Source organism: Sphingomonas adhaesiva, assembly GCF_036946305.1.
In the GTDB taxonomy this organism is placed as follows: Bacteria; Pseudomonadota; Alphaproteobacteria; order Sphingomonadales; family Sphingomonadaceae; genus Sphingomonas; species Sphingomonas adhaesiva_B.
The window spans coordinates 550,227-570,392 of record NZ_JAQIJJ010000003.1 but is presented as its reverse complement, the minus strand read 5'-3'; the positions used below and the strand labels follow the sequence as shown (position 1 = coordinate 570,392).

Here is a 20,166-nt window from a genome sequence, read left to right as displayed (position 1 = left end):
CAATCCCGTTTCGCTTGTGGCATGTGTCGCTGTCGCGCGGCTGAACCGCCGCTCGGGGTGGAGGGCGCGGTCTGGCGATTCTGTTCCTCGATCAGCGACTGGAGGTTGCGCGCCACCAGCCGCTGCGGATCGTAGAAGGACGCCGCCGAATCGATCAGCCCGCGGAACGGCGCGCGGATCGTGATGTTGAAGACGATCGGCAGCCGCGTCAGCCGCCGCAGCAGGAAATTGCTCTTCGCGCCCTTCCCCTGGCTGATCCCGGCGAAACGCACCCCCCGTCACCATCTCGCCGCCAGCGGCCCGTCCATCTCCACCTCCAGGCTGCGATAGGTCAGCGAGCGCAGCGACTGGAACGCCAGATTGCCCCAGAAGCCGAGGGTCCTTTTCGGTCAGCTCGCCCAGATAGGCGATGCCGCCGCCACCGGCGCGCGCGGTCAGCCGCTCCGCCCTCGATCCGTCCGCCGCGGTCGTCGAACACCATCGGCAGCACGCCGTCGAACGTGCCGGTGGCGTTCAGATTGTCGAAGTCGAATTGTTGCAGGAACTTGCCCGCATCCATTCCGGTCACGTGAAAGGTCAGCCGGCGCGCCTGTGCGGCGCCCCCCGAAATCGAGCAGGGTCGGGTCGAGCGCCAGCGTGCCCCCCGCGAAGGCCAGACGCCGCTTTCCACCTTCACGCGGGTTGTCGCGCAATGTCTGATAGACGATGCGGCCCATCGGTGACCGGCACGCCGGGATTGATCGACGCCACCGTCGCCACCTGCCCCGGCGCGCTTTCCAGCGCGAGCAGGTCGGTGAAGCGGATCGTCCCGGAAACGCCCCGTCACCCGGGCCGAAGGGCGGCGGCGAGATCGGTGCCCGCGGTGGTGAAAGTGCCGGTGCTGGTCACCCCCCTCCGCACCCCAGCTTATACCCTCCCCTCCCCGCGCACCGTAACCGCGCACGTCAGCGATCACGCCGAAGGTCAGCCGGGTCAGCCGGTCGGTTGGAATCCCTCGCCAAAGGCGATGCCCCGGCACGGTCAGCCTGGCGTCGCCCGTGCCGGAGGCGAGCCGATGCGTGATCGCGACGCCGGCGACGCGCGTCGCGGTCGTTGGGCTCGACCAGGTCGCCGGTCGCGGCGATCGTCCCGTTCGCGCAACGTCAGGCGCCACGCGCCGCGCCGCCATCGGCTGGAACCGCGGCGGCGTGGCGGCATCGGCGACGCGCAGCGCACCCGTCAGCGCCAATCCCCGCGCATCGAGCGTCCAATCCCCCGCCGCATCGCTCATGACGAGGGGCACGTTGGCGATCTGACCCGCCGCGGCCGGCGAAGGTCCCGGCCACGCCCGCCGGCGTGATCCGGCCGGCGAGTCGCGCCGCGTCGAGCCGGGTCTCGCGCCCCGCCGCCCCGATCCGCGCCTCCACCGTGTCGAGCGCAAACCCGCGCTCCCGCCAGCCGCACCACGCCGCCGTGGTCGCGACCCGCAGCGGCGTGCCGCCGATCGCCCCCGCGAGGGTAGCGTCGCCGAGGCGCGCCCCCACCCCCGACCCGTCCTTGCGCGATCGTCACCAGCGCGGCGCCGGTCGGGCATAGCGACAGACGCGTCGGATCGAGCCGCAGCCCCGCCACCGTCAGCGCCGCGAAGGCGACCGGCGTACACGCCGCATTGGCGGCGATCCGCCCACCGCGCCACGCCACGTCCAGCGGCAGCGTCAGCCGCTCCACCCGGCCATCGCCCAGCGGACCAGTGATCGTCGCGCGGGGTCGTCAGGCTCCGCGAGTCGAATCGCACCGGCGCCAGCACCAGCCCGCGCGCCGTCTGCGGCATAGGGCGCGGCGCGCACCATGCCGCGCAGCGCGCCGGACGCCTCCTGCCGGACGTCCGCCGTCACCGTCGGCAGTCCCCCCGCCGCCCAGCCGCGCCTGCCCGCCCAGCGTCACGCCGCCGAGGCGGATCGCGCTGCCCGCAACCGCCAGCCGCCGCACCGCCCGCCGCGGCGGCGGACAGGCGCGGGACGGCGATGCCGCCCGCGTCGCGACGCACCTGTGCCTCGATGTCCACGCCGCGTGCCGCCCGCGAGGCCGCGGCGATCGCGCGGCGGACGAGCGGTGCCAGCGGCGTGCCATCGGCCGTGCCCCGCGAGCGTGCCGAGGCGCCGCTTGCCGCGCGCGATCGAGCGCGGCGCCGCGCGCGGCCACCACACCGTCGAATGCCACGCCCCGCCGCGCCGAGCTGGAAAACGCCCGTTGGCCAACCCGGTGCGGGCCGTACCTCCGGCATCGCCAGCGCACCGGAGGAGAGGTCCGCCGTGCCCGCGGTCCCCCGCAGCGTCTACCCGCGAAGGACGCACGACACGCGCAGGTCGGCGAGGCGCGCACCGGACGTGGCGACCTGCGCCGCCTCGATCGCGCGCATCTCGCCGCGCCAGCGATCCAGCGCTGGGCCGAGCGTCACCCCGCGCCAGCACCCCCGCCTCCGCGATCCGCACGCCGCCGGCGCATTCCACCGCCTGTGCCGCGATCGGCCCCCGCCAGCGTCGGTGCGCCCTGCCGGATCGTGACGTCCAGCGCGACGCGTGCCGCGCGGACCTTGCACCCCGCCATCGCATAGTCGGCGACCGCCACCGCCGCGATTTCGCCCCGAGAAGCCGTCGTCGAGCCGTCCGCGCCCGCTCAGCCGGACGCCGACGATGCCCTCCCGCGCCGTCGACCCCGCACCCCGCGCATCCGCGACGTCCAGTTCGATCGACGGCAGCGCGAACGGGCCACCGCCGGTCGCGGTCGGGATCAGCCGGTCGATCGCGCCCCAGCGACACGCGGCCATCGCGCCACCGCGCCCCGCGCGCGGACGTGACCCGGCGCGCACCGCGACGACACGCCACCCCGCCCCACCGCCCACCCACTTCCGTCGCGGTTTCGATCCAGTCCGCGACCAGATCCGGCGCGCGCGGATCGCCGATCACCACATCGGTCAACCGCTGGCGCCCCAGACCCAGGTCGGTGATATGATAGCGCGCCGGCACGCCACGACCGGCCAGTTCGCGATCGGATGACCCGCGTCGCGATCGGAACGCGCGACAGCCAGAGGCCGGCCGCCCGCCCCCCGCCAGCACCAGGACGGAGGCCGCGACCGCCACGCGGCGACGACGGACACCGCGCCGGGGCCGCTCGCTTCGTGCCGTCACTCGCGCTGCCCCGGAACCGTCATCGTGCCGCGGGCATAGCCGCTGGCGGGCATGGGGTGCAATTGCGCGCGGCGCGCCCGCCGCCTAGCATCATCCACGATGCTGGACGCCGACACGCCGGTCACCGATGCCAAGGGCCACCGCGCCCGCCTGCGCGCGCGCCTGTTCGCCCGATGCGGAGGGGCTGCACGACCACGAACTGATCGAATATCTGCTCGCGGTCGCGCTGGCCGCGGCAGGACACGAAGGACCTCGCCAAGCGGCTGCTCCACGAATTCGGCGGGATCGGCGCGCTGCTGGCGGCGGATCCGCAGGCGCTGGCGCGGGTCGGCGGCATGGGAGAGATCAGCACCGCGGCGATCAAGATCGCGCATGCCGCATCGATCCGGATGATCCGGGCGCGCACGCGCGCCGCCCCGGTGCTGTCCAACTGGCAGGCGCTGGCGGACTATCTTCATGCCGCCATGGCGCATGACATGACCGAACAGTTCCGCGTCCTCCACCTCAACACCCGCAACATGCTGATGCGCGACGAGGCGATGTCGCGCGGAACGATCGACGAGGCGCCGGTCCATGTCCGCGAGGTGGTGAAGCGTGCGCTGGAACTGGGGTCCGCCGCGCTGATCCCTGGTCCACAACCACCCCACTGACTCTTGCCAGGTCACTCTCAATCACGCTCAGGCACGTTGAAACTCAATCGTTTTCTGGCTTGTCGGGCGCCGCAAACTGAGGCATATTGAGGGGCGGTAATTGGGGGATCGGCGTACGCACCGACCTCAGTTGCCGACCGACTACCGCCCCCCAGTTTTCGGGAGAAATGGCATGGGCAGCCTGACCGACGGCGCGATCCGGCGCAGCATCAAAGAGGTCGAAATGACCGGCAAGCAGAAGTCGCTTGCCGATGGCGAAGGGCGCGGCGTCGGCCGCTTGATCCTCGCTCTTCGACCGATGCCGAAGCGGGTCATCGCCGAATGGATGGCCAGCAGTGGCGCGACGGGCAAACGGATCAAGGCTAAGCTCGGCGACTACCCCCTCGATGTCGCTCTCTGGAGCGCGAGAGGTGTTCAAGCGCGACTTTGCGGACGCGATCCAGAAGGGTCGCAGCATCAAGATCGCGACCGACACCCGGCCGGGCACGGTCGCCGACCTTTTCGAAGGATATGTCGCGGCTCTCAAGGATGCCGGAAGCCTTCCTGGAAGGAAACCGAGAAGGGGCTGGAGAAGGTCGCCGACACGCTCGGCCGCAACCGCCTTGCTCGGGAGATCGAGCCGGAAGAGGTCACAGAGGTTCTGCGGCCCATCTTCGAACGCGGGCTCCCGCGCAATGGCGGATCATGTCCGCTGCTACATCCGTGCCGCTTACAGCTGGGGTATGAAATCCGAGCTCGACTACCGCAACACGTCCCCTCGGCGCTTCGGCTGCTCTACAACCCCGCCGCCGGCATTCCGACCGAACCGAAGGTACAGGGCACGCGGTGGCTGGGATGAGGACGAGTACGTTCGGCTCTACCGCTGGCTCGACTGTCCGGACGTCCGGTCCACCCTTCCTATCCTCGTGCGGTTCAGCTCATCATGCTGACAGGTCAGCGTGTCGAGGAGATCGCGCGCCTCCATGTCGACCAGTGGGACGCGCTGAGCGCGTCATCGACTGGTCGAAGACCAAAAACCTACAGCCGCATGCCGTTCCCGTGCCGTCCATCGCGGCTGATTTGATCGAGTCGATCACGCCGAACGAGCATGGCTGGTTCTTTCCGTCCGCAAAAGATCCGTCAAAGCCAGTGAGCCACGGGACGCTTTACCAGCTTCGTGTGGCGTCAGCGGGATCGTGGAGTGATCCCCTCGGTTACAAACCGCGACCCTGCGGCGGACGTGGAAGACGCTTGCAGGTAAGGCCGGCGTTCCGAAGGAAATGCGAGACCGCATTCAGAACCATGCTCTTCAGGACGTGAGCTCGAAGAGCTATGACCGCTGGAACTACATGCCCGAGAAAAGGGCGGGTATGGCGCGATGGGATAGATTCGTTCGCACCCTGCTCAGCCGTAAGCGATTGAAGCTTGTCGCGTGACCCACGCGAAGGCCGTTGACCCGACATAGCTTGAAAGCTATCTGGGTCGGACACATTCGATATCTGTTCCGGACGCTGAGGCGCCTTGGGCGCGACAATGGTGGTGCGAAACGCGAACTCGCGGACCTTTCAACCCAAAGCAGTTCGCTCTCCTCGCCTCGCTCCGCCGACCTACGCTCCCGTGTTCCGTCTTTGCGGAAACATGGCTGTCAACACCAAAGAGCGAGTTACATGGGCCGCAGCCTTGATGGACTTATCAACTCCTCCCCGTCGGAGGATCGCGAGCGGGGTAGATGCACGCAATAACAAACTTGTGCAGGAGGTCGAGGGATTGCGCGCGCTGCGTCAGATCGCAGGTAAGGCCCAAGCCGATGTCGCCGCCGCACTCAAAATCAAACAGCCGTCTGTATCTAAAATTGAGAACCAGGCTGACATGCACCTTTCTACAACTTCGAAGCTACGTCGAAGCAGTTGGTGGTGAACTTGAACTGACGGTCAGGCTCCCGAAGCAGCCAGCCGTGCGCATCCACGCGCTTGGTGACGTCACCCCCGTCATATCTCTTCGCAAAGCTTCTCTCACCAAGGCGGGAGGCCGCTAATGACGTACCCTTCTCCCACCTACAGCAAGGCTATCGCCAGAGGACGACTAGCACCGGCTGAATATCTAGAAAGGCGTTTCATCCCATGATTGGCACCGAGACACGGACCGCAGCCGGCATTCTCACCCTCACGGCCCTGCGTGGGATCGGCCCCGCTACGGCCGAACGCCTTGCCGAGCGCTTCTCCATCTTCGATGCGATCGTCGACGCCGAGCCCACGAAGCTCCGATCCGTCGTTTCGGCTGCTATCGCTCAAAGCCTCCTCGAGCCAGCCGCGATCGTTCTTGCAAGCGAGAAGGCGAAGCGTGTGCTGGAAGAAGCCGACCGTCGAGGCGTGCGCGTACTTTCGATCTTCGACGCGGGCTATCCCGAGGCGCTTCGCTCGCTTTCCGATCGTCCTGCCATTCTGTTCGTGAAGGGCAAGCTGCCGCCCCGTCGCAGTGTGGCGTGCATCGGCACCCGTGAACCGTCCGAGTTTGGTGAGATCGTCAGCGACAAGATCGTCGAAGCCCTTGTCGGCGCCAATTGGGCGATTGTCAGCGGCCTTGCAATCGGCGTCGACACTCTGAGCCACCAAGCGGCCTTGCGCCACGACGGCCAAACGGTCGCGGTAATGGCCGGCGGTCTCGACGGGATCTACCCGAAGCAGAACGCCAGGCTTGCCGACGAAATCCTGGAGAAAGGCGGCGCTCTGGTCAGTGAACAGCCTTTTGGCGTACCGCCCTCGCCGCGCAATCTCGTTCAGCGTGACCGGCTTCAGAGTGGGTTGTCGATCGCGACCTTCGTCATGCAGACGGATATCAAGGGAGGTTCGATGCATACCGTCCGCTTCACGATTCAGCAGAACCGTCTGCTCTTTGCGCCTGTCCCGCAGGGACGACATGCCATCGAGCCTAAAAGCCAGGGTATCCTGGCAATGACACAGCTCCCGGCCTCTCGGTTCGCCTATGCCGCCCGCGCCGAAGGCGATTATCAACGGATCCTGCTTGAGCACTATCGAAACCGGCCGGTGGCCGTGGCCCTCTCCAGTAAGGAGGATTATGCCTCTATGATCGATTTGCTCGAGACGCGCATCAGCAATCTCGGCGAAGCGTCACCCCCCGCACGCCCAGCGGCACCCCACACAAATTTCGATGCTCTGACGATGCCAGGCGTGTTTTTGTTCGACCTCGACATGACGCTTGTCGACAGTTCGGCCCTTGCCCAGATGCGTGCCTTCCAGATGTGGGAAAACGTCCGGCAGAACATGCATTTAATCCGGCCCTTTCCCACGCAGGGCCGTGCTGCACCGCATGAGCTCCCAGGCCTACTGAAGACTGATGGGCAGACGGTCGGTATCGTCACCTCATCGCCTGAATGGTATGCAACGGCTGTTTTACAACAGTTCCGTATCCCCTACGATGTGTTGGTCAGCTACGGCGATACCGAAAACCATAAGCCCGATCCGGAGCCGATCCAGGAAGCACTGCGGCGTCTCGGCGTCGCAGCTAGCGCAGAGTCGCTCTACATCGGCGATGATGTCGGTGACATCGAAGCTGCATACCATGCCGGCTTGACGTCGGTGGCGGTCCGCTGGGGCCCCGCGTCTGTCTTCGAGCTTTCTTCCAGCGCGCCAGACATCTTCATGTCGAAGGCGTCCACTCTGCTAAGGCGCGAACGTCTCGGCGGTCGTGGCTATATCGGCGAAGCCCTAACCAGCAAATGGCCTTTTCACAGCCACTGGGGTTCGATTCTCCACTGTGATGGTGATCCCACCGTATATGCATTGGGCCGCTACTTCACCGCGTCTGATCCACGCCACGCGACCAGCGCTTTAAGCGCGGCGGTGCTGTCGTTGAAGAACGACGACACCAACGCCAAAATTCTTGGCGAAGCCGTCGGCAAGGCAATCGCGAGCCTCGATTGGGCACCGGATTATGTCGTGCCTGTCCCAATGAAGCCTTCACAGCAGCGGAATCGCTTCGAACCACTTCTCAACGAGGCAGCCAATCATTTCGACGAGGATATCGAACTCGAGCTGAAAGGGTTGCGGGTTGTCAAGGAAATCGAAGGCTACAAGCAGATGAATCCGCTTGAGCGCGCCGAAGCGATCAAGGGCGCTTTCCAATCCAACTTCAAATGGAATGGTAACAAGGTTCTGCTGATTGACGATGTTTATACGACTGGTGAGACCACCGGGGAATGTGTGAGGACACTCGCCGCTAGCGGAGCCGGTGAAGTGCGGATTATGGCGCTCGCGAAGGACCAGCGGGTGTTTTCGCGGAAAATCTGCGCTGCCTGCGGCCGATCAATGAAAATACGAACAAATTCCACGAGCAACGTGAAGTTTTGGGGCTGCTCGGGCTATCCGGATCACTGTCACAACACTGAAAGTTTCTAGTTCGAACCGCACAGTTCGATCAACCCGCGATGTCTGATCGTCTGTGCACGGTGATGCAGCACGTCACCGGCCAGCCAATGAGGTGTGCCCGCTGGGAATAATAATCTCTGTGCGCGTGCGTCTGCACCCTCAGTCGATCGGATCGAGATCAGACTTGCGGATTTCTGTAGCCGCGAACTCAAAACCGCAGTCCGTCTTTACCTCCCTGTTTCACGAACCAAGCGAAAGAGCTCCGCTTGGTATTTTGCGTCATGAAGCGCGTCGTGGTCGCCCTTTAGCCTCGGTGACAACCTTTTCGCGATCTGGCTTGAACGCGTGTCGCGCCAGGAGCAGCCGGTCGCACCCATGTAGAGCGCCTTGATGTCTAAAGCCGTGAAGCCGAACGGGTTGTCTGCCGTGAAGCGGTGAAAATAATAGTTGACAAACGACCAGTCGAACGGCGCGTTGAAACCGACGAACACGGGCGTGGCGTCGCCAGCCTCTTCCTTAACCCATGCAGCAAAGTTGCGCATCGCAATCTCGGGCGCAACGCCACGTTCCTCCAGCATGTCGAGCGAGAGGCCGGTCACCTCCAAGGCTTTCGGGTCCGCGTTCGTGTTTATCGGCTTTAGCTCAATGGCAAAGCTGCGACTATCATCGTCAGCGCGACAAGCGCCGATCGAGAGCAAGCTATACTCCCCAGGGATCGGTCCAGCGGTCTCGACATCGACTGAGATGAAGACTTCGCGCTTCTCGGTCATGCGATCAACGGCTCCGTTGACACTAGCGGCGGGCGCGTCCGGATCGCCCGCCAATGTTCTCGGAACGCGCGACGCCGATCATCCGCCGTACCCGACGTCACCCAGCGCAACCCCGACAGGGTCGTGATGTCGAACGGCGTGCTCGTCCCCTCCTGCGCCGTCACCATGGTCGGCAGCCCGCGGCCGAGGGCATAACCGAGCTCGAGGAAGCAGTTCGGACGTGACCCCGTGAGATCGGCAATCACGACGCTGCTGCGGTGCAACTTGGCGAAAATCTCCTCGTCGATGCGCGCATGATCGTAGGCTTGCCGCCCGTCGATGACGATGAGGCGATAGCCCAGCTCGTCTTCGATGACCGGCTGCACCACCACGTCGAAGAAATTCTGCACGTCTGCGAACTCAGGCAGATCGGGGTTGAGGAGGCGTACCGCGAAGGCTCGCGGTCGCTCCAGCGCTTCGAGCAGCTCGACAAGCTCGTTGACGCGGTCGGCGGTCGCCTGACGCGCCGGAAAACGAATGCGGTTGATCCAGCTGTGCGGATCACCGTCCGTGACTTGAAAAAGCCGGCGGCTTTGGTGGCTGGCAAGCCCCAGAGCATAAATGCGGCGCGCCCCTGTCGTCTCAGGACAGATTGCGAGGTTCAGCGGGACAACGGGCTTGCCGGCATCGTGGTAGAGGTTGGCGAGGAACAGCACACCTTCGGTGCCGCCGAGCGCAACGAGGACATCGCCGAAACGGGCCTGCGCCTCCATCCGTTTGCTGTTCATGTTCCAGGCCGCGGCATTCTCGATCTGGACGAGGGACGTGTTGCCGCGCAACTCATCCCACAAGCCTTCGAACTCGGCCGGAACCTGATCCTCACTCTTCTGATGCTGCACGGCGACCGCGAGCGGCCCCGAGACACCTGCGGGCCGGCTCGCAAGATTGTCTCGAATCGCCTGCCACACCAGCCAATCGAAGCAGATCGGGAGGCCATCGCCCTTGCGTTTCGGCTCCGCATCGACCGGAACGACGAAGTTTGCGCCCCGCTTCATCAGCGCTCTGACGAGCGCGGGAACCAGCTCGCGCGCACGCCCGACTTCCTCCGGGGTCGCGATGGCAAGATCATCGACGATGCTGCCCGCGATATGAATGCGACGGCCGAACAAGGGTGAGCGGGCCATCAGCGATCCTCCATAACGGGCGATGCCTTCAGCGTCGATGCGACGGCGTGGAGGTGTTCGAACCGCAGAGGGTCCTTGGGATATGCCCTTGCCAGAGCAGCAGGATAGAGCCGCGTGCGAATGTCGGAATACGTCCATCCGGGCTGTCCCGACCGGCCGCCGGTCGCGGTCACGAGCTGACCGAGCTGTGCGGCGCTCAACGACATGGCTGCCAGGTCCATCGCGAAAAGCTGGCGGCGCTCGTCGTCCGAAGGACGACGGAACTCCTCGATAATGGCGGCACGCCTATGCAGCGCGGCGTCCAGCGCGGTGAGCCGATTGGTGCAGAGGAAGACGACGATCCGACCACCATATTGGCGAAGATCGTCGATGCACTGAATCAGGGTGTTCACGGCCACCTTATCCTCGTGGTGGCTGTGTTGCTGAGTGCGAGCTGCGGCGAGGCTGTCACCCTCGTCGATGACGAGGATCGCGCGGCGATGCTTACCCGCCGACTGAACGACCTTCCGGAACGCCTCCGCGATCAACGTGCCCATCTCGCCGACCATGCCGCTTCCGCGCACCCGGTTGCTCAGCTTGAACAGGATCGAATCTTCGCTTTTAGCTTCAGCGACAAGGCGGTTGGCCATGCACTCGGCCATGGCGGTCTTTCCCGTCCCTACGTCGCCATGGAAGATAACCAGCGGGTATTGCTCGGCAACGAGATCGCAGATCGCCAGCTTGCCCCCGTGATACTGCTTGTTCCATGCCGCGAGCTGCCCGACGTTCAAGAGCAACCGAAGCTGGTCATGCACACGGGTATAGCGTGCATCGAACCCGAGCAGGTTGGTCTGACGCTTGGCCAGCGCCTCGTCGGGCAGCGGGGTCTCGCTGTCGAAGATCGTGGTCTGGCTCACGCGGCCCAATCCTTACGCTGCATACCGTAGCTGTTGCTGGCGTAGTCGCGCCCACCACTCGCCGAAAGACCGCTGTGGCTCGTATCGGCGCTGGTGGGCGACCAGCCGATCTTCAGCTTCCCCGCCATCTTCGCCCGCGCGGTGTCGTCATAGGCCGACGTGTAGCTGAGCACGAGCCTGAGGAACGGGCTCGCCACCTTGGGCCACAGCACGCCCCCCGGCCTGCTCGACTCCAGATTTCCAGAGGCGGTGTTTACCTCGTAACAGACCGCCCGCTGCTCAACGCCTGCACTCAGCAGGGTCACGTCGACCTTCTTGAGATACCCATTCTTGGCAAGCAACTCGATGTCATGTCCATATTCCCGAGCCTTGTCGGCGGTGATGGCAGCCGAGCTGTCCGCAATCATCACAAGATCGGTCGTGACGCGGCGCACCACCTTTTCGATATCCGTCGTCGTGTAGGTAGCGGTTGCCGTGGCGGTCTGGGACATGCCCTTAATCCTCCGTCTTGAAGCGCGGTCCGAACAGCTCCTTCCAGACCGCATGATCGTCCTCGGCCGACGCGAAGTTGGCCGTCTCCCAAGCCTCCTGTGCCGCTGCGACGATTTCCTGTCGCTCCGCCTCAGTAATCCGGCTCGCGACGTTGTTGAGGCTGTAGACCGGGTCGAGGATGACGACCGGATGGTCGAAGGTTCCGAACGGCGCGACGTTCTCCGGGAAGCGGATCTCGTCCTTCAAGCCTGACTGCGCGATATAGAGGAGGAAGTTGCGGAAGCGCTGATCGATCGACCCTGCCGTCCCCTGCTGTGCCAGGACATGCGCCATGATCAGCTCGATCACGAACGATTTCAGGTGCGAGAGGCCCGCATGGTTGCGCCACTTCTTCGCCATGCGCACTAGGGTGCGAAAGTCCGCGTCCTGATTTTTGCGGTCACGCACGAACTTGATCTGGCACGGCGCGCAGGTCTGGATCTTCGAGCCGTCATGGATGTCAAACTGCCAGCCATAGCCCGGCCGCGCCTCGTCCTCGATGACAGGTACGATATCGACGCTCAACCCCGTCCCGACGAAGGTAACCGTCGCGGCTTTACGCTGGATCTGGAAGTCTTCGACCGACTTGTTGGGATAGATCTTGACCAGAAGGTCATAGATCAGGTCGTTCAGGTGGTCGAGCGTCTCCTGGCTCGCGTCCCGCCCGGAGATGTAGAACACGACATCGACATCCACGGGATCGACCGACGTCTTGCGCAGGATCGTGAACTTCGCAAAAGAGCCGGCCTTCACGACCTTGGTGATCTTGATCTCGGTCTTGTCGCGAACGCTCTTGCACAGCTCGACGATCAGGCGGTCGACCTGCTCGTGATATTCCTTGCGCTTGTCTGCCGGCAGGCGGAGGACATTGCCGTCATAGTAGCGCAGCGCGGTGTTACTAAGCCCCATGAGACCCCCTTCGACGCCCTTCTGCGTCTATGCTGACGCCATCTGCCGGTTTACATCTTGGCCTCCATGGGCCCTGTTCCCTAAAGGATGGGAGGCGAATCCCTCCGGCGCAAGGGGTATTGGTTTACAATTTTTGCCCCATATGAGAGGTTGTAAACCGAAAACGGAGGAGAACGCCGATGATTGGGCGCAAGTTAAAGGTCGCCCGTGCCGCCGCGGGTCTCTCCTTGCGAGGTTTGGCGGGAGCAATGGGGGACGTCGTGTCGGCCCAGGCCATCGGCAAATATGAACGCGATGAGGATATGCCCAGCTCGCGCGTACTTCTCGCGATCGCCGGTGCCCTCGACGTTACCGAAGAGTACCTATTGGCGGACGATGAGATCGCCCTTGAGGGTGTCGACTTCCGTAAAAAGACGATCGCGACCGTGCGGGAGGAAGCGGCGCTGCGCGCCCGAACGATCAGCACGCTCGAACGCTATCTCGCGGTCGAGGATCTCCTTCACCTCCGCAGTGTCGAATGGGAGCGGCCGCGGAGCGCGCCGCATCCCGTCGCCGACGTCCGGGACGCCGAAGATGCAGCCAGGTCGGTTCGGGACGACTGGGGTCTCGGCAACGATCCAATCCCGAAATTGGCTGAGCTCCTGGAGGAGCGTGGAATCAAGGTCATTTCCCTCGATCTCGATGACATCGACGGATTGGCGGCCAAGGTCCGCCGCAAAGAGCGGGACGCTGCCCGCGTCATCGTCATCAAGCGATCGACGTGGTCGGAGCGTAAGCGCTTCAACCTAGCGCACGAGCTCGGACATCTGGTGCTGGAGGTGAAGGATGGGGTCGATGAGGAGAAAGCGGCTCATCGTTTCGCAGGCGCCTTCCTCATGCCGGCCGATGTTCTGCGCGCTGAGGTCGGCTCGAACCGCTCGTCGCTCAGCCTCGGCGAGCTGGTGGTCTTGAAATCCCGGTTTGGAGTCAGCATCCAAGCGCTCACGTATCGCTGCAAGGATCTCGGAATCATCAGCCAGTCGGCCTATGCTAAACTGTTCAAAGTCTTCGCAGAACGGGGTTGGCGGAAGGCACCGTTCGCGGAGCCTGCAACGATCGATCCAGAAGCCGAGGAGCCCAAAAGGTTCGAGCGGCTGTGTTACCGTGCGCTGGCGGAAGGCATGATAGGAGAGTCGCGCGCCGCAGAGCTTCTTGGGATTTCCGTGCGCGAGCTCGATGCGCGTCTGGATCAAGTTGCGGCCTGACCTTGCCTGTCCTCGTCTCCGATACTTCGGTCATCATCGATCTCGACCGAGGGGCGCTCGTCGAGGACCTGTTTCGGCTGCCCTACGAGTTTGCGGTGCCCGATCTTCTGTTTGCGCGCGAACTTGCAGGAGTCCTTGGCGATCAGCTGCTGGCGCTCGGGCTCCGCGTCGAGGAATTATCGTCTGACGAGTTACGTCGGGCCGCCGGTCTTCGACGCGAGCGAAAGGAACTCTCTGCGCCCGACACCTTTGCGTTCGCGATCGCCGAGCGTCGGGGGTGGCCGCTATTGGCAGGAGATGGTGGAATCCGTCGACTGGCTCGCGATACGCAGGTCGAGTGCTACGGGGTGCTCTGGGTGTGCGATCAGTTCGAGGGCGGCCGGCACGTCCCCGCCCCTCGTCTCCACGCCGGTCTTACGGCGATCTCTACGCATCCCCGTTGCCGGCTTCCAGCATTGGAGGTGAGAATTCGGCTCGAACGCTATGCTGGCGGCTGAAAGCAGTTTGAGCATCGATCAGGCATTGATCATCGCAACGTTCCATCGGCTGCGATCGTGACAAAGTTAAACATACCAAAGAAGTCATCTCGCATAGACCTTGGCGCTGAAAATTCCGTGACGACCGTACCTATGCAATAAAGATCCAGAACGGGATGGGGAAAGCGTTCCCCTACGCCCGAGCCTGTCGTCTCGACCGACCCCATCTGCGGGGACGCCCCGCAACGCCCCGAGAGGAAGAGTGAGGATCGGGTTTCCGTGACGGGTGAAAGCCGGGAGAGAGGCTCTTGGCCCCGTCATGGAGTTCGGTTCCATGAACATGCAGGTCCTGGATATGCCCCTCGATCGCAGCGGCGGCTATAAGGTGGATGTCAGCCGTGGCGCGCGGATCGGCCGCGTCTCGTCGGAGTGGTTCTCACGGCCCGCGGACGGACGCTTTCTGTCGCTCGGCGCGCTGCGCGAGGCTGTGCAGGCGCGCTCGGATCGCAGCCGCACGCGCGTCGTCGAGAGCGCGCTGATCCATGTCGAGGCGCGGCGCGACGACCCCGAGCGGCTGGCGCTGATCGTGCCCGGGGCAGAGGCGCCGGTCCTGCCGACCCACTGGAGCTTCGGCCAGCTCGCCAGCCTCGTCGGCGCGCCCGCCGCCTATCTGCGCCAGCTTCCCGCGCCGCTCGCCGCGATCAATCTCCAGCACGGGCTGCTGACCCATCGCGCCGAGCAGGTGAAGACCTACGAGGCCGACAACGGCCGCGTCGAGCTGCGCGCCGTCACCGGCCCGGACTACGGCCGCATCTACGACCATGAGCTGGTCGAGGCGGTGCAGCGCATCGCCGGCAACGGCACCGGCGACACCCGCTGGAAGGTACCGGGCGTCCTCGACTGGTCGACCGGCATCTACAACCCGCGCGTCGACGTCACCCAGGACACGACGACTCTCTACGCCTCGGACCGCGACGTCTTCCTGTTCCTGGTCGACGATCTGAACCCGATCGAGGCCGGACGCCTGCCGGACGGCTCACCCGACCTGTTCTTCCGCGGCTTCTATGCCTGGAACTCGGAGGTGGGCGCCAAGACGCTCGGCATCGCCAGCTTCTATCTGCGCGCCGTCTGCCAGAACCGCAATCTCTGGGGCGTCGAGCAGTTCGAGGAAATCAGCATCCGGCACTCCAAGTACGCCGCCAACCGCTTCGCGGCCGAGGCCGCCCCGGCGCTCACCGCCTTCGCCGACTCCTCGCCGTCCGCCTTCGTCGCCGGCATCCGGGCGGCGCGCGAACGCATCGTGGCGCGCACCGACGAGGACCGGACCGACTTCCTGCGGCGGCGCGGCTTCTCCAAGGCCGACACGGGCCGGATCATCGAGACCGTGCTGGCCGAGGAAGGGCATCCGCCCGCCAGCATCTTCGACTTCGTTCAAGGCATCACGGCGGTGGCGCGCGACAAGTCGCATCAGGATGCCCGGCTCGACCTGGAGGGCCGCGCCAAGAAGCTCCTCGACCGCGCGGCCTGATCCCCGGAAAGCCGGAGATGCGGATCGGCGTGACCCCGGCTCTGCGGCTCCGTGCCTTTCCTGATCGCCATGCCGAAGCGTCGCCCTTCCAGAGGAAGAGGGCGGCGCTTCGCTTCGTGACGGGTTTCGGTCGAGAGTGGTTCTCGGCGCCCGTCGCGGAGTAACGACCATGGCGACAGCCGTTCAGAAGATCACCCTCGCGTCGTCGCGCGACATCCCCTTCAACAAGCTGGTGCTGAGCCAAGCCAACGTCCGGCAGATCAAGGCCGGCGTCTCGGTCGAGGAACTGGCCGCCTCGATCGCCCGGCGCGGCCTGATCCAGTCGCTGCATGTCCGTGCCGTGCTGGACACCGAGGGCGCGGAGACCGGCATGTTCGAGGTTCCGGCCGGCGGCCGCCGCTATCGCGCGCTGGAACTCCTGGTGAAGCAGAAGCGCTTGCCCAAGACCGCCCCCGTGCCCTGCGTCGTGTCGGACGCCCATAGCGATATCCTCGTCGAGGAGATCTCGCTCGCCGAGAACGACGAGCGCGCGCCGCTCCACCCGCTCGACCAGTATCGCGCCTTCCAGGCGATGCGGACCAAGGGCATGACCGAGGAGGCGATCGCCGCCGCCTTCTTTGTCGGCGTCAACGTCGTGAAGCAGCGGCTGCGCCTCGCCTCTGTGTCGCCCGCGCTCCTCGAGGTCTATGCCGACGACGGCATGACGCTGGAGCAGCTCATGGCCTTCACCGTCTCGGAGGACCATGCGCGGCAGGGGGAGGTCTGGGATGCGATCCGCGGCTCGTGGCAGAAGGAGCCTTGGCAGATCCGGCGCATGCTGACCGAGAAGGCGGTGCGCGCCGCCGAGAAGCGGGCGCGGTTCGTCGGGATCGAGGCGTACGAGGCGGCAGGCGGCGGGGTGCTGCGCGACCTGTTCGAGTCCGACGACGGCGGCTGGTTGCAGGATGTCGGCCTGCTCGACCGGCTCGTCTCCGAGAAGCTGAAGTCGATCGCCGACGAGATCGCGGGCGAAGGCTGGATGTGGGTCGAGGCGGCGGTGAGCCTGCCTTACGGCGTCGCCACTGGCCTGCGTGCGCTCGTCGGCACGTCGCTCGACCTCACCGCCGAAGAGGAGGCGACGATCGCGGCGCTGACGGAGGAGAACGACCGGCTCGTTTCCGAGTACGAGGACGCCGACGAACTGCCCGACGCGGTGGACGAGCGGCTTGGCGAGATCGAGACGGCGCTGGCCGCCTTCGACGAGCGGCCGGTGCACTACGATCCGGCCGAGATCGGCCAAGCGGGCGTGTTCGTGTCGATCGGCAACGACGGCACGCTGCTGGTCGATCGCGGCTACGTCCGGCCCGAGGATGAGGCGGCGTTCGCCGCTGAGGGCGAGGCGGACAGCGGTGACGACGGCACGGTCGACGCCGTGTCGCTCGGCAGCGTGACCGCCGCCATGCCGGTGGTGCAGCGGGCGATCATCACCATCGGCGGCGAGCCGGTGGCGCAGCCCGAGCCGGAGGAGGAAGACGGCATCCGCCCGCTGCCCGACCGGCTGCTGGCGGAACTGACCGCTCATCGCACGCTCGCGCTGCGCGATGCCATCGCCGGCAATCCGCACGTCGCCATGACGGCGCTGCTGCACAAGCTGGTGCTCGACACCTTCCGCCATCGGTCCACATCCGGCTGCCTCGAAGCCTCGGTCCGGCAGGTCTACTTCCTGGCGCAGGCCGACGACCTGAAGGACAGCCTGTCCGCGCGCGCCATGGACGAGCGCCAGGCGGCGTGGGCGGCCGACCTGCCCGAGGACGACGATGCGCTGTGGGATTGGCTCGCGGCGCTGGACGAGGCCAGCCGCATGGCGCTCCTCGCGCACTGCGTCGCTTTCGGGGTCAACGCGCTCTACGAGAAGCCGAACCCCTATGGCGCACACGGCATCTCCGAGCATGGTCTCGGCGTCCGGCTGGCCCAGGCCGACCGGCTGGCGCACGCGACCGGGCTCGACATGGTGACGGCGGGCTGGCGGCCGACCCAGACGAACTATCTCGGCCGGGTCACGAAGGCGCGCATCCTCGAAGCGGTGCGCGAGGGCGCGGGCGATCGCGCGGCACAGCTCATCGACCATCTAAAGAAGGGCGAGATGGCGAAGGAGGCCGAACGCCTGCTCGCCGACAGCGGCTGGCTGCCCGAGCCGCTGCGATCGGCCGATGGGGACGCCGCGCTCGTCGACGAGATCGGCACGGATGGCGATGCCGACCTGCCGGCCTTCCTCGCCGAGGATGGCGAGGACGATCCCGCCGAGGACGACGGACACATACTGCTCGCCGCCGAGTGATCCCGCCCGTGGGGAGCGGTGCGTCGCCGCTCCCCGTCCGTTCCCCGTTCGGCCCGGCCTCGTCCGCCGGGCCGCTTCACGTCTGGAGCCCGTCATGGCCGACTATGTTACTCACTTCTCCTGCACCCTCGATGTCGGCACGCCCGACAATGCCGCCCGTGCCCTCGACCTCTACAACGCCCTGTCCGAGGACGGCGCGTCCGAGGAGCCGCCGTCTGAAGGCTTCCTCCTGTCGATCCAGCCCGAGCATGGCGGCACGATGCTGTGGATGCGCGACGACGGAACCGGCGATCCCGAGCGGCTGATCGCCTTCGTCCGCCGCTGCGCCGCCGCCTTCGCTCTGACCGGCCGCTGGGGCTTCCAATATGCCAACACCTGCTCGAAGCCGCGGCTCGACGGCTTCGGCGGCGGCGCGCACGTCCTCGATCTGGCGACCGGCGAGACGGTCGGCTGGACCGACACCGACGGCTGGCTCGCCATCGTGCTGGACGGGGGTGACCCCCATGCCTGAGGTGATCGAAACCGTGGTCTACCGCCTCGAAGAGCTGGACGAGGCGGCGCGCGAACGCGCCCGCGCCTGGTTCCGTCGGACCGGCTTTGACTATGACTGGCACGAGGCCGTCTACGACGACTTCGCGCGCGTCTGCACGATCCTCGGCGTCGAGCTTCGCACCGTGTCCGTCCGCCTGTTCGGCGGCGGCACGCGGGCGAAGCCCTGCATCTTCTTTTCCGGCTTCTGGAGCCAGGGTGATGGGGCCTGCTTCGAAGGCCGCTATGCCTATGCGCCCGGTGGAGCGGCCGCCATCCGTGCCCATGCGCCGCGTGACACCGATCTCCATGCCATCGCCGACGCGCTCGGGGCGATCCAGCGCCGCAACTTCTACCAGCTGCGCGCCGACATCCGGCATCGTGGCCGGTACTACCACGAGCACAGCATGGCGATCGCGGTGGAGCGCGACAGCCCGACCGGGCAGGACATGACGTCCGGAGCCGAGGAAGCCGTCGCCGAGGCGCTGCGCGACTTGGCGCGCTGGCTCTACCGGCGGCTGGAGGCCGAGTACGAACATCTGACGTCCGACGCCGAGGTCGATGCCGCGATCCTCGCCAACGGCTACAGCTTCACCGACGAGGGGCGTCGCTTCGGCTGAGGCCGCATCGGAGCGCCCGCGGTGCAGAGGGAGAGCGGGGCCGGGAGGGACCGAGCCTGGGCGGTCGAGAGAGAGAGCGCTGTCCGGCCATTCCCCTCTTCCGCTCTCCCGGAGAACCCCTAATGTCCGATCCTGTGCTTTCGCCCGCAACGGCGCGCGATCCGTCGATCGAGGCCTATGCCCGGACGCTCGCCGCATACGAGGCGCTGAACAGCGTACAGCGCGCGACCAACAAGGCGGCGCTGTTCGCCGCGCTGGCGGAAGCCGGCGTCACGGAGGTCATCGTGACCTTCGACGGCTACGGCGACAGCGGCCAGATCGAAAGCATGGACGCCCGCGCCGGAGACGAGCCGATCGAGCTTCCCGAGGCGACGGTGCCGTTCCTGTCGGCCGAATGGGGCACGAGCGATCCCGTCAGCCGCGACCTGCCGCTCGGCGAGGTCATCGAGCGGCTCGCCTACGACTATCTCGGAGATACCCATAGCGGCTGGGAGAACAACGACGGCGCTTACGGCGAGTTCGTGTTCGACGTCGCAGCGGCCACGATCAGCCTCGACTACGACGAGCGCTACACCGCCACCAACAACTACACCCACGAGTTCTGAAGGAGACGGGCGATGGCGCATCCCTATCATCACGCCCTGTCGTCGGTCCGTAAATGGGGCGGCACGGTCGAGGACTATCTGCCCGTCCATAGCTGGTTCGACGAGAGCAAGCAGATCACCGCCGACTTCCGGCACCGGGCGCTCCGCCATCATGCCGAAGGCATCTTCATGGCGGAGACGATCTTCGGGCCGACGCTGACGCTGTCCACCGGCCGCGTCATCCCGACCCGCTGGGTCGCCGAGCAGCATGTGCGCGAGGATCTCGGGCACATCCCGTCCTTCGCCGACTGGGTGAAGACGATCCGGCCCGAGCCCTGGATGGGCAGGGCGCAGCGCATCGAGACCGAGGTCGAGCCGCCGGCCGGTCCGGCGAACGCAGCTTGAGGCGTTGGCGATCT

General features: G+C 65.7%; 19 protein-coding genes and 1 pseudogene. 11 read left to right on the top strand and 9 right to left on the bottom strand.

Annotated elements, in window-relative coordinates; translation table 11 throughout:
- The 4 genes from PGN14_RS06310 to PGN14_RS06295 all read right to left on the bottom strand — a co-directional run.
- The coding region (locus PGN14_RS06310; protein WP_335298569.1) for a hypothetical protein at positions 1-272 on the bottom strand (272 nt) is incomplete at its 3' end.
- Positions 273-331: 59 nt separating this feature from the next.
- Positions 332-1,270, bottom strand: a complete 939-nt coding sequence (locus PGN14_RS06305; RefSeq protein ID WP_335298568.1) for an intermembrane phospholipid transport protein YdbH family protein — start codon at positions 1,268-1,270, stop codon at positions 332-334.
- A 424-nt stretch (positions 1,271-1,694) separates the two neighbouring features.
- Entirely contained in the window at positions 1,695-1,874 is a 180-nt protein-coding gene (locus PGN14_RS06300) for a hypothetical protein (protein WP_335298567.1), read from the bottom strand.
- 440 nt (positions 1,875-2,314) lie between these two features.
- Positions 2,315-2,806, bottom strand: coding sequence for a hypothetical protein (locus PGN14_RS06295; protein ID WP_335298566.1), 492 nt, complete (start codon positions 2,804-2,806; stop codon positions 2,315-2,317).
- Between the two features lie 460 nt (positions 2,807-3,266).
- Between PGN14_RS06295 and PGN14_RS06290 the strand changes: the two are divergent.
- The 3 genes and pseudogenes from PGN14_RS06290 to PGN14_RS06280 all read left to right on the top strand — a co-directional run.
- Positions 3,267-3,815 (top strand): annotated as a pseudogene (locus PGN14_RS06290) (JAB domain-containing protein); the annotation flags it as partial.
- A gap of 174 nt (positions 3,816-3,989) precedes the next feature.
- Positions 3,990-4,655 (top strand): hypothetical protein, encoded by a 666-nt coding sequence (locus tag PGN14_RS06285; RefSeq protein WP_335298565.1) that lies wholly within the window; start codon positions 3,990-3,992, stop codon positions 4,653-4,655.
- A gap of 1,261 nt (positions 4,656-5,916) precedes the next feature.
- Complete coding sequence (locus PGN14_RS06280; protein WP_335298564.1) at positions 5,917-8,211, top strand: HAD-IA family hydrolase; 2,295 nt, start codon at positions 5,917-5,919, stop codon at positions 8,209-8,211.
- Positions 8,212-8,408: 197 nt separating this feature from the next.
- On the opposite strand, the gene PGN14_RS06275 is transcribed toward PGN14_RS06280, so the two are convergent.
- From PGN14_RS06275 to PGN14_RS06255, 5 genes are read right to left on the bottom strand one after another with little or no spacing between them, the layout of a single operon-like run.
- A complete protein-coding gene (locus PGN14_RS06275; protein ID WP_335298563.1) occupies positions 8,409-8,951 on the bottom strand; it encodes a 3'-5' exonuclease in 543 nt (180 codons plus the stop codon).
- A complete protein-coding gene (locus PGN14_RS06270; RefSeq protein ID WP_335298562.1) occupies positions 8,948-10,114 on the bottom strand; it encodes a hypothetical protein in 1,167 nt (388 codons plus the stop codon). Before PGN14_RS06270 ends, PGN14_RS06275 begins: the two co-directional genes overlap by 4 nt.
- Positions 10,114-11,010, bottom strand: coding sequence for an AAA family ATPase (locus PGN14_RS06265; RefSeq protein WP_335298561.1), 897 nt, complete (start codon positions 11,008-11,010; stop codon positions 10,114-10,116). The genes PGN14_RS06270 and PGN14_RS06265 overlap by 1 nt, the downstream gene beginning before the upstream one ends.
- Positions 11,007-11,501 carry an HORMA-1 domain-containing protein gene (locus tag PGN14_RS06260; protein ID WP_335298560.1) on the bottom strand — a complete coding sequence of 165 codons (495 nt, stop codon included), beginning with the start codon at positions 11,499-11,501 and terminating at the stop codon, positions 11,007-11,009. Before PGN14_RS06260 ends, PGN14_RS06265 begins: the two co-directional genes overlap by 4 nt.
- A gap of 4 nt (positions 11,502-11,505) precedes the next feature.
- Positions 11,506-12,450 carry a CBASS oligonucleotide cyclase gene (locus tag PGN14_RS06255; RefSeq protein WP_335298559.1) on the bottom strand — a complete coding sequence of 315 codons (945 nt, stop codon included), beginning with the start codon at positions 12,448-12,450 and terminating at the stop codon, positions 11,506-11,508.
- A 179-nt stretch (positions 12,451-12,629) separates the two neighbouring features.
- Between PGN14_RS06255 and PGN14_RS06250 the strand changes: the two genes are divergently transcribed.
- From PGN14_RS06250 to PGN14_RS06215, 8 genes are all read left to right on the top strand, one after another.
- Positions 12,630-13,694, top strand: a complete 1,065-nt coding sequence (locus PGN14_RS06250; protein WP_335298558.1) for a helix-turn-helix domain-containing protein — start codon at positions 12,630-12,632, stop codon at positions 13,692-13,694.
- Positions 13,695-13,696: 2 nt separating this feature from the next.
- The gene (locus tag PGN14_RS06245; protein ID WP_335298557.1) at positions 13,697-14,191 is read left to right on the top strand and encodes a PIN domain-containing protein; all 495 of its coding nucleotides are present in this window, start codon (positions 13,697-13,699) and stop codon (positions 14,189-14,191) included.
- A gap of 313 nt (positions 14,192-14,504) precedes the next feature.
- Positions 14,505-15,698 (top strand): DUF932 domain-containing protein, encoded by a 1,194-nt coding sequence (locus PGN14_RS06240; RefSeq protein ID WP_335298597.1) that lies wholly within the window; start codon positions 14,505-14,507, stop codon positions 15,696-15,698.
- A gap of 169 nt (positions 15,699-15,867) precedes the next feature.
- The gene (locus tag PGN14_RS06235) at positions 15,868-18,015 is read left to right on the top strand and encodes a ParB/RepB/Spo0J family partition protein (protein WP_335298556.1); all 2,148 of its coding nucleotides are present in this window, start codon (positions 15,868-15,870) and stop codon (positions 18,013-18,015) included.
- 94 nt (positions 18,016-18,109) lie between these two features.
- A complete protein-coding gene (locus tag PGN14_RS06230; RefSeq protein WP_335298555.1) occupies positions 18,110-18,526 on the top strand; it encodes a hypothetical protein in 417 nt (138 codons plus the stop codon).
- Positions 18,519-19,163 (top strand): antitoxin of toxin-antitoxin stability system, encoded by a 645-nt coding sequence (locus PGN14_RS06225; protein ID WP_335298554.1) that lies wholly within the window; start codon positions 18,519-18,521, stop codon positions 19,161-19,163. Before PGN14_RS06230 ends, PGN14_RS06225 begins: the two co-directional genes overlap by 8 nt.
- Positions 19,164-19,285: 122 nt before the next feature.
- Positions 19,286-19,768 (top strand): DUF6878 family protein, encoded by a 483-nt coding sequence (locus tag PGN14_RS06220; RefSeq protein ID WP_335298553.1) that lies wholly within the window; start codon positions 19,286-19,288, stop codon positions 19,766-19,768.
- Between the two features lie 12 nt (positions 19,769-19,780).
- Positions 19,781-20,152, top strand: coding sequence for a DUF6915 family protein (locus tag PGN14_RS06215; RefSeq protein ID WP_335298552.1), 372 nt, complete (start codon positions 19,781-19,783; stop codon positions 20,150-20,152).
- The last annotated feature ends 14 nt before the right edge of the window (positions 20,153-20,166 follow it).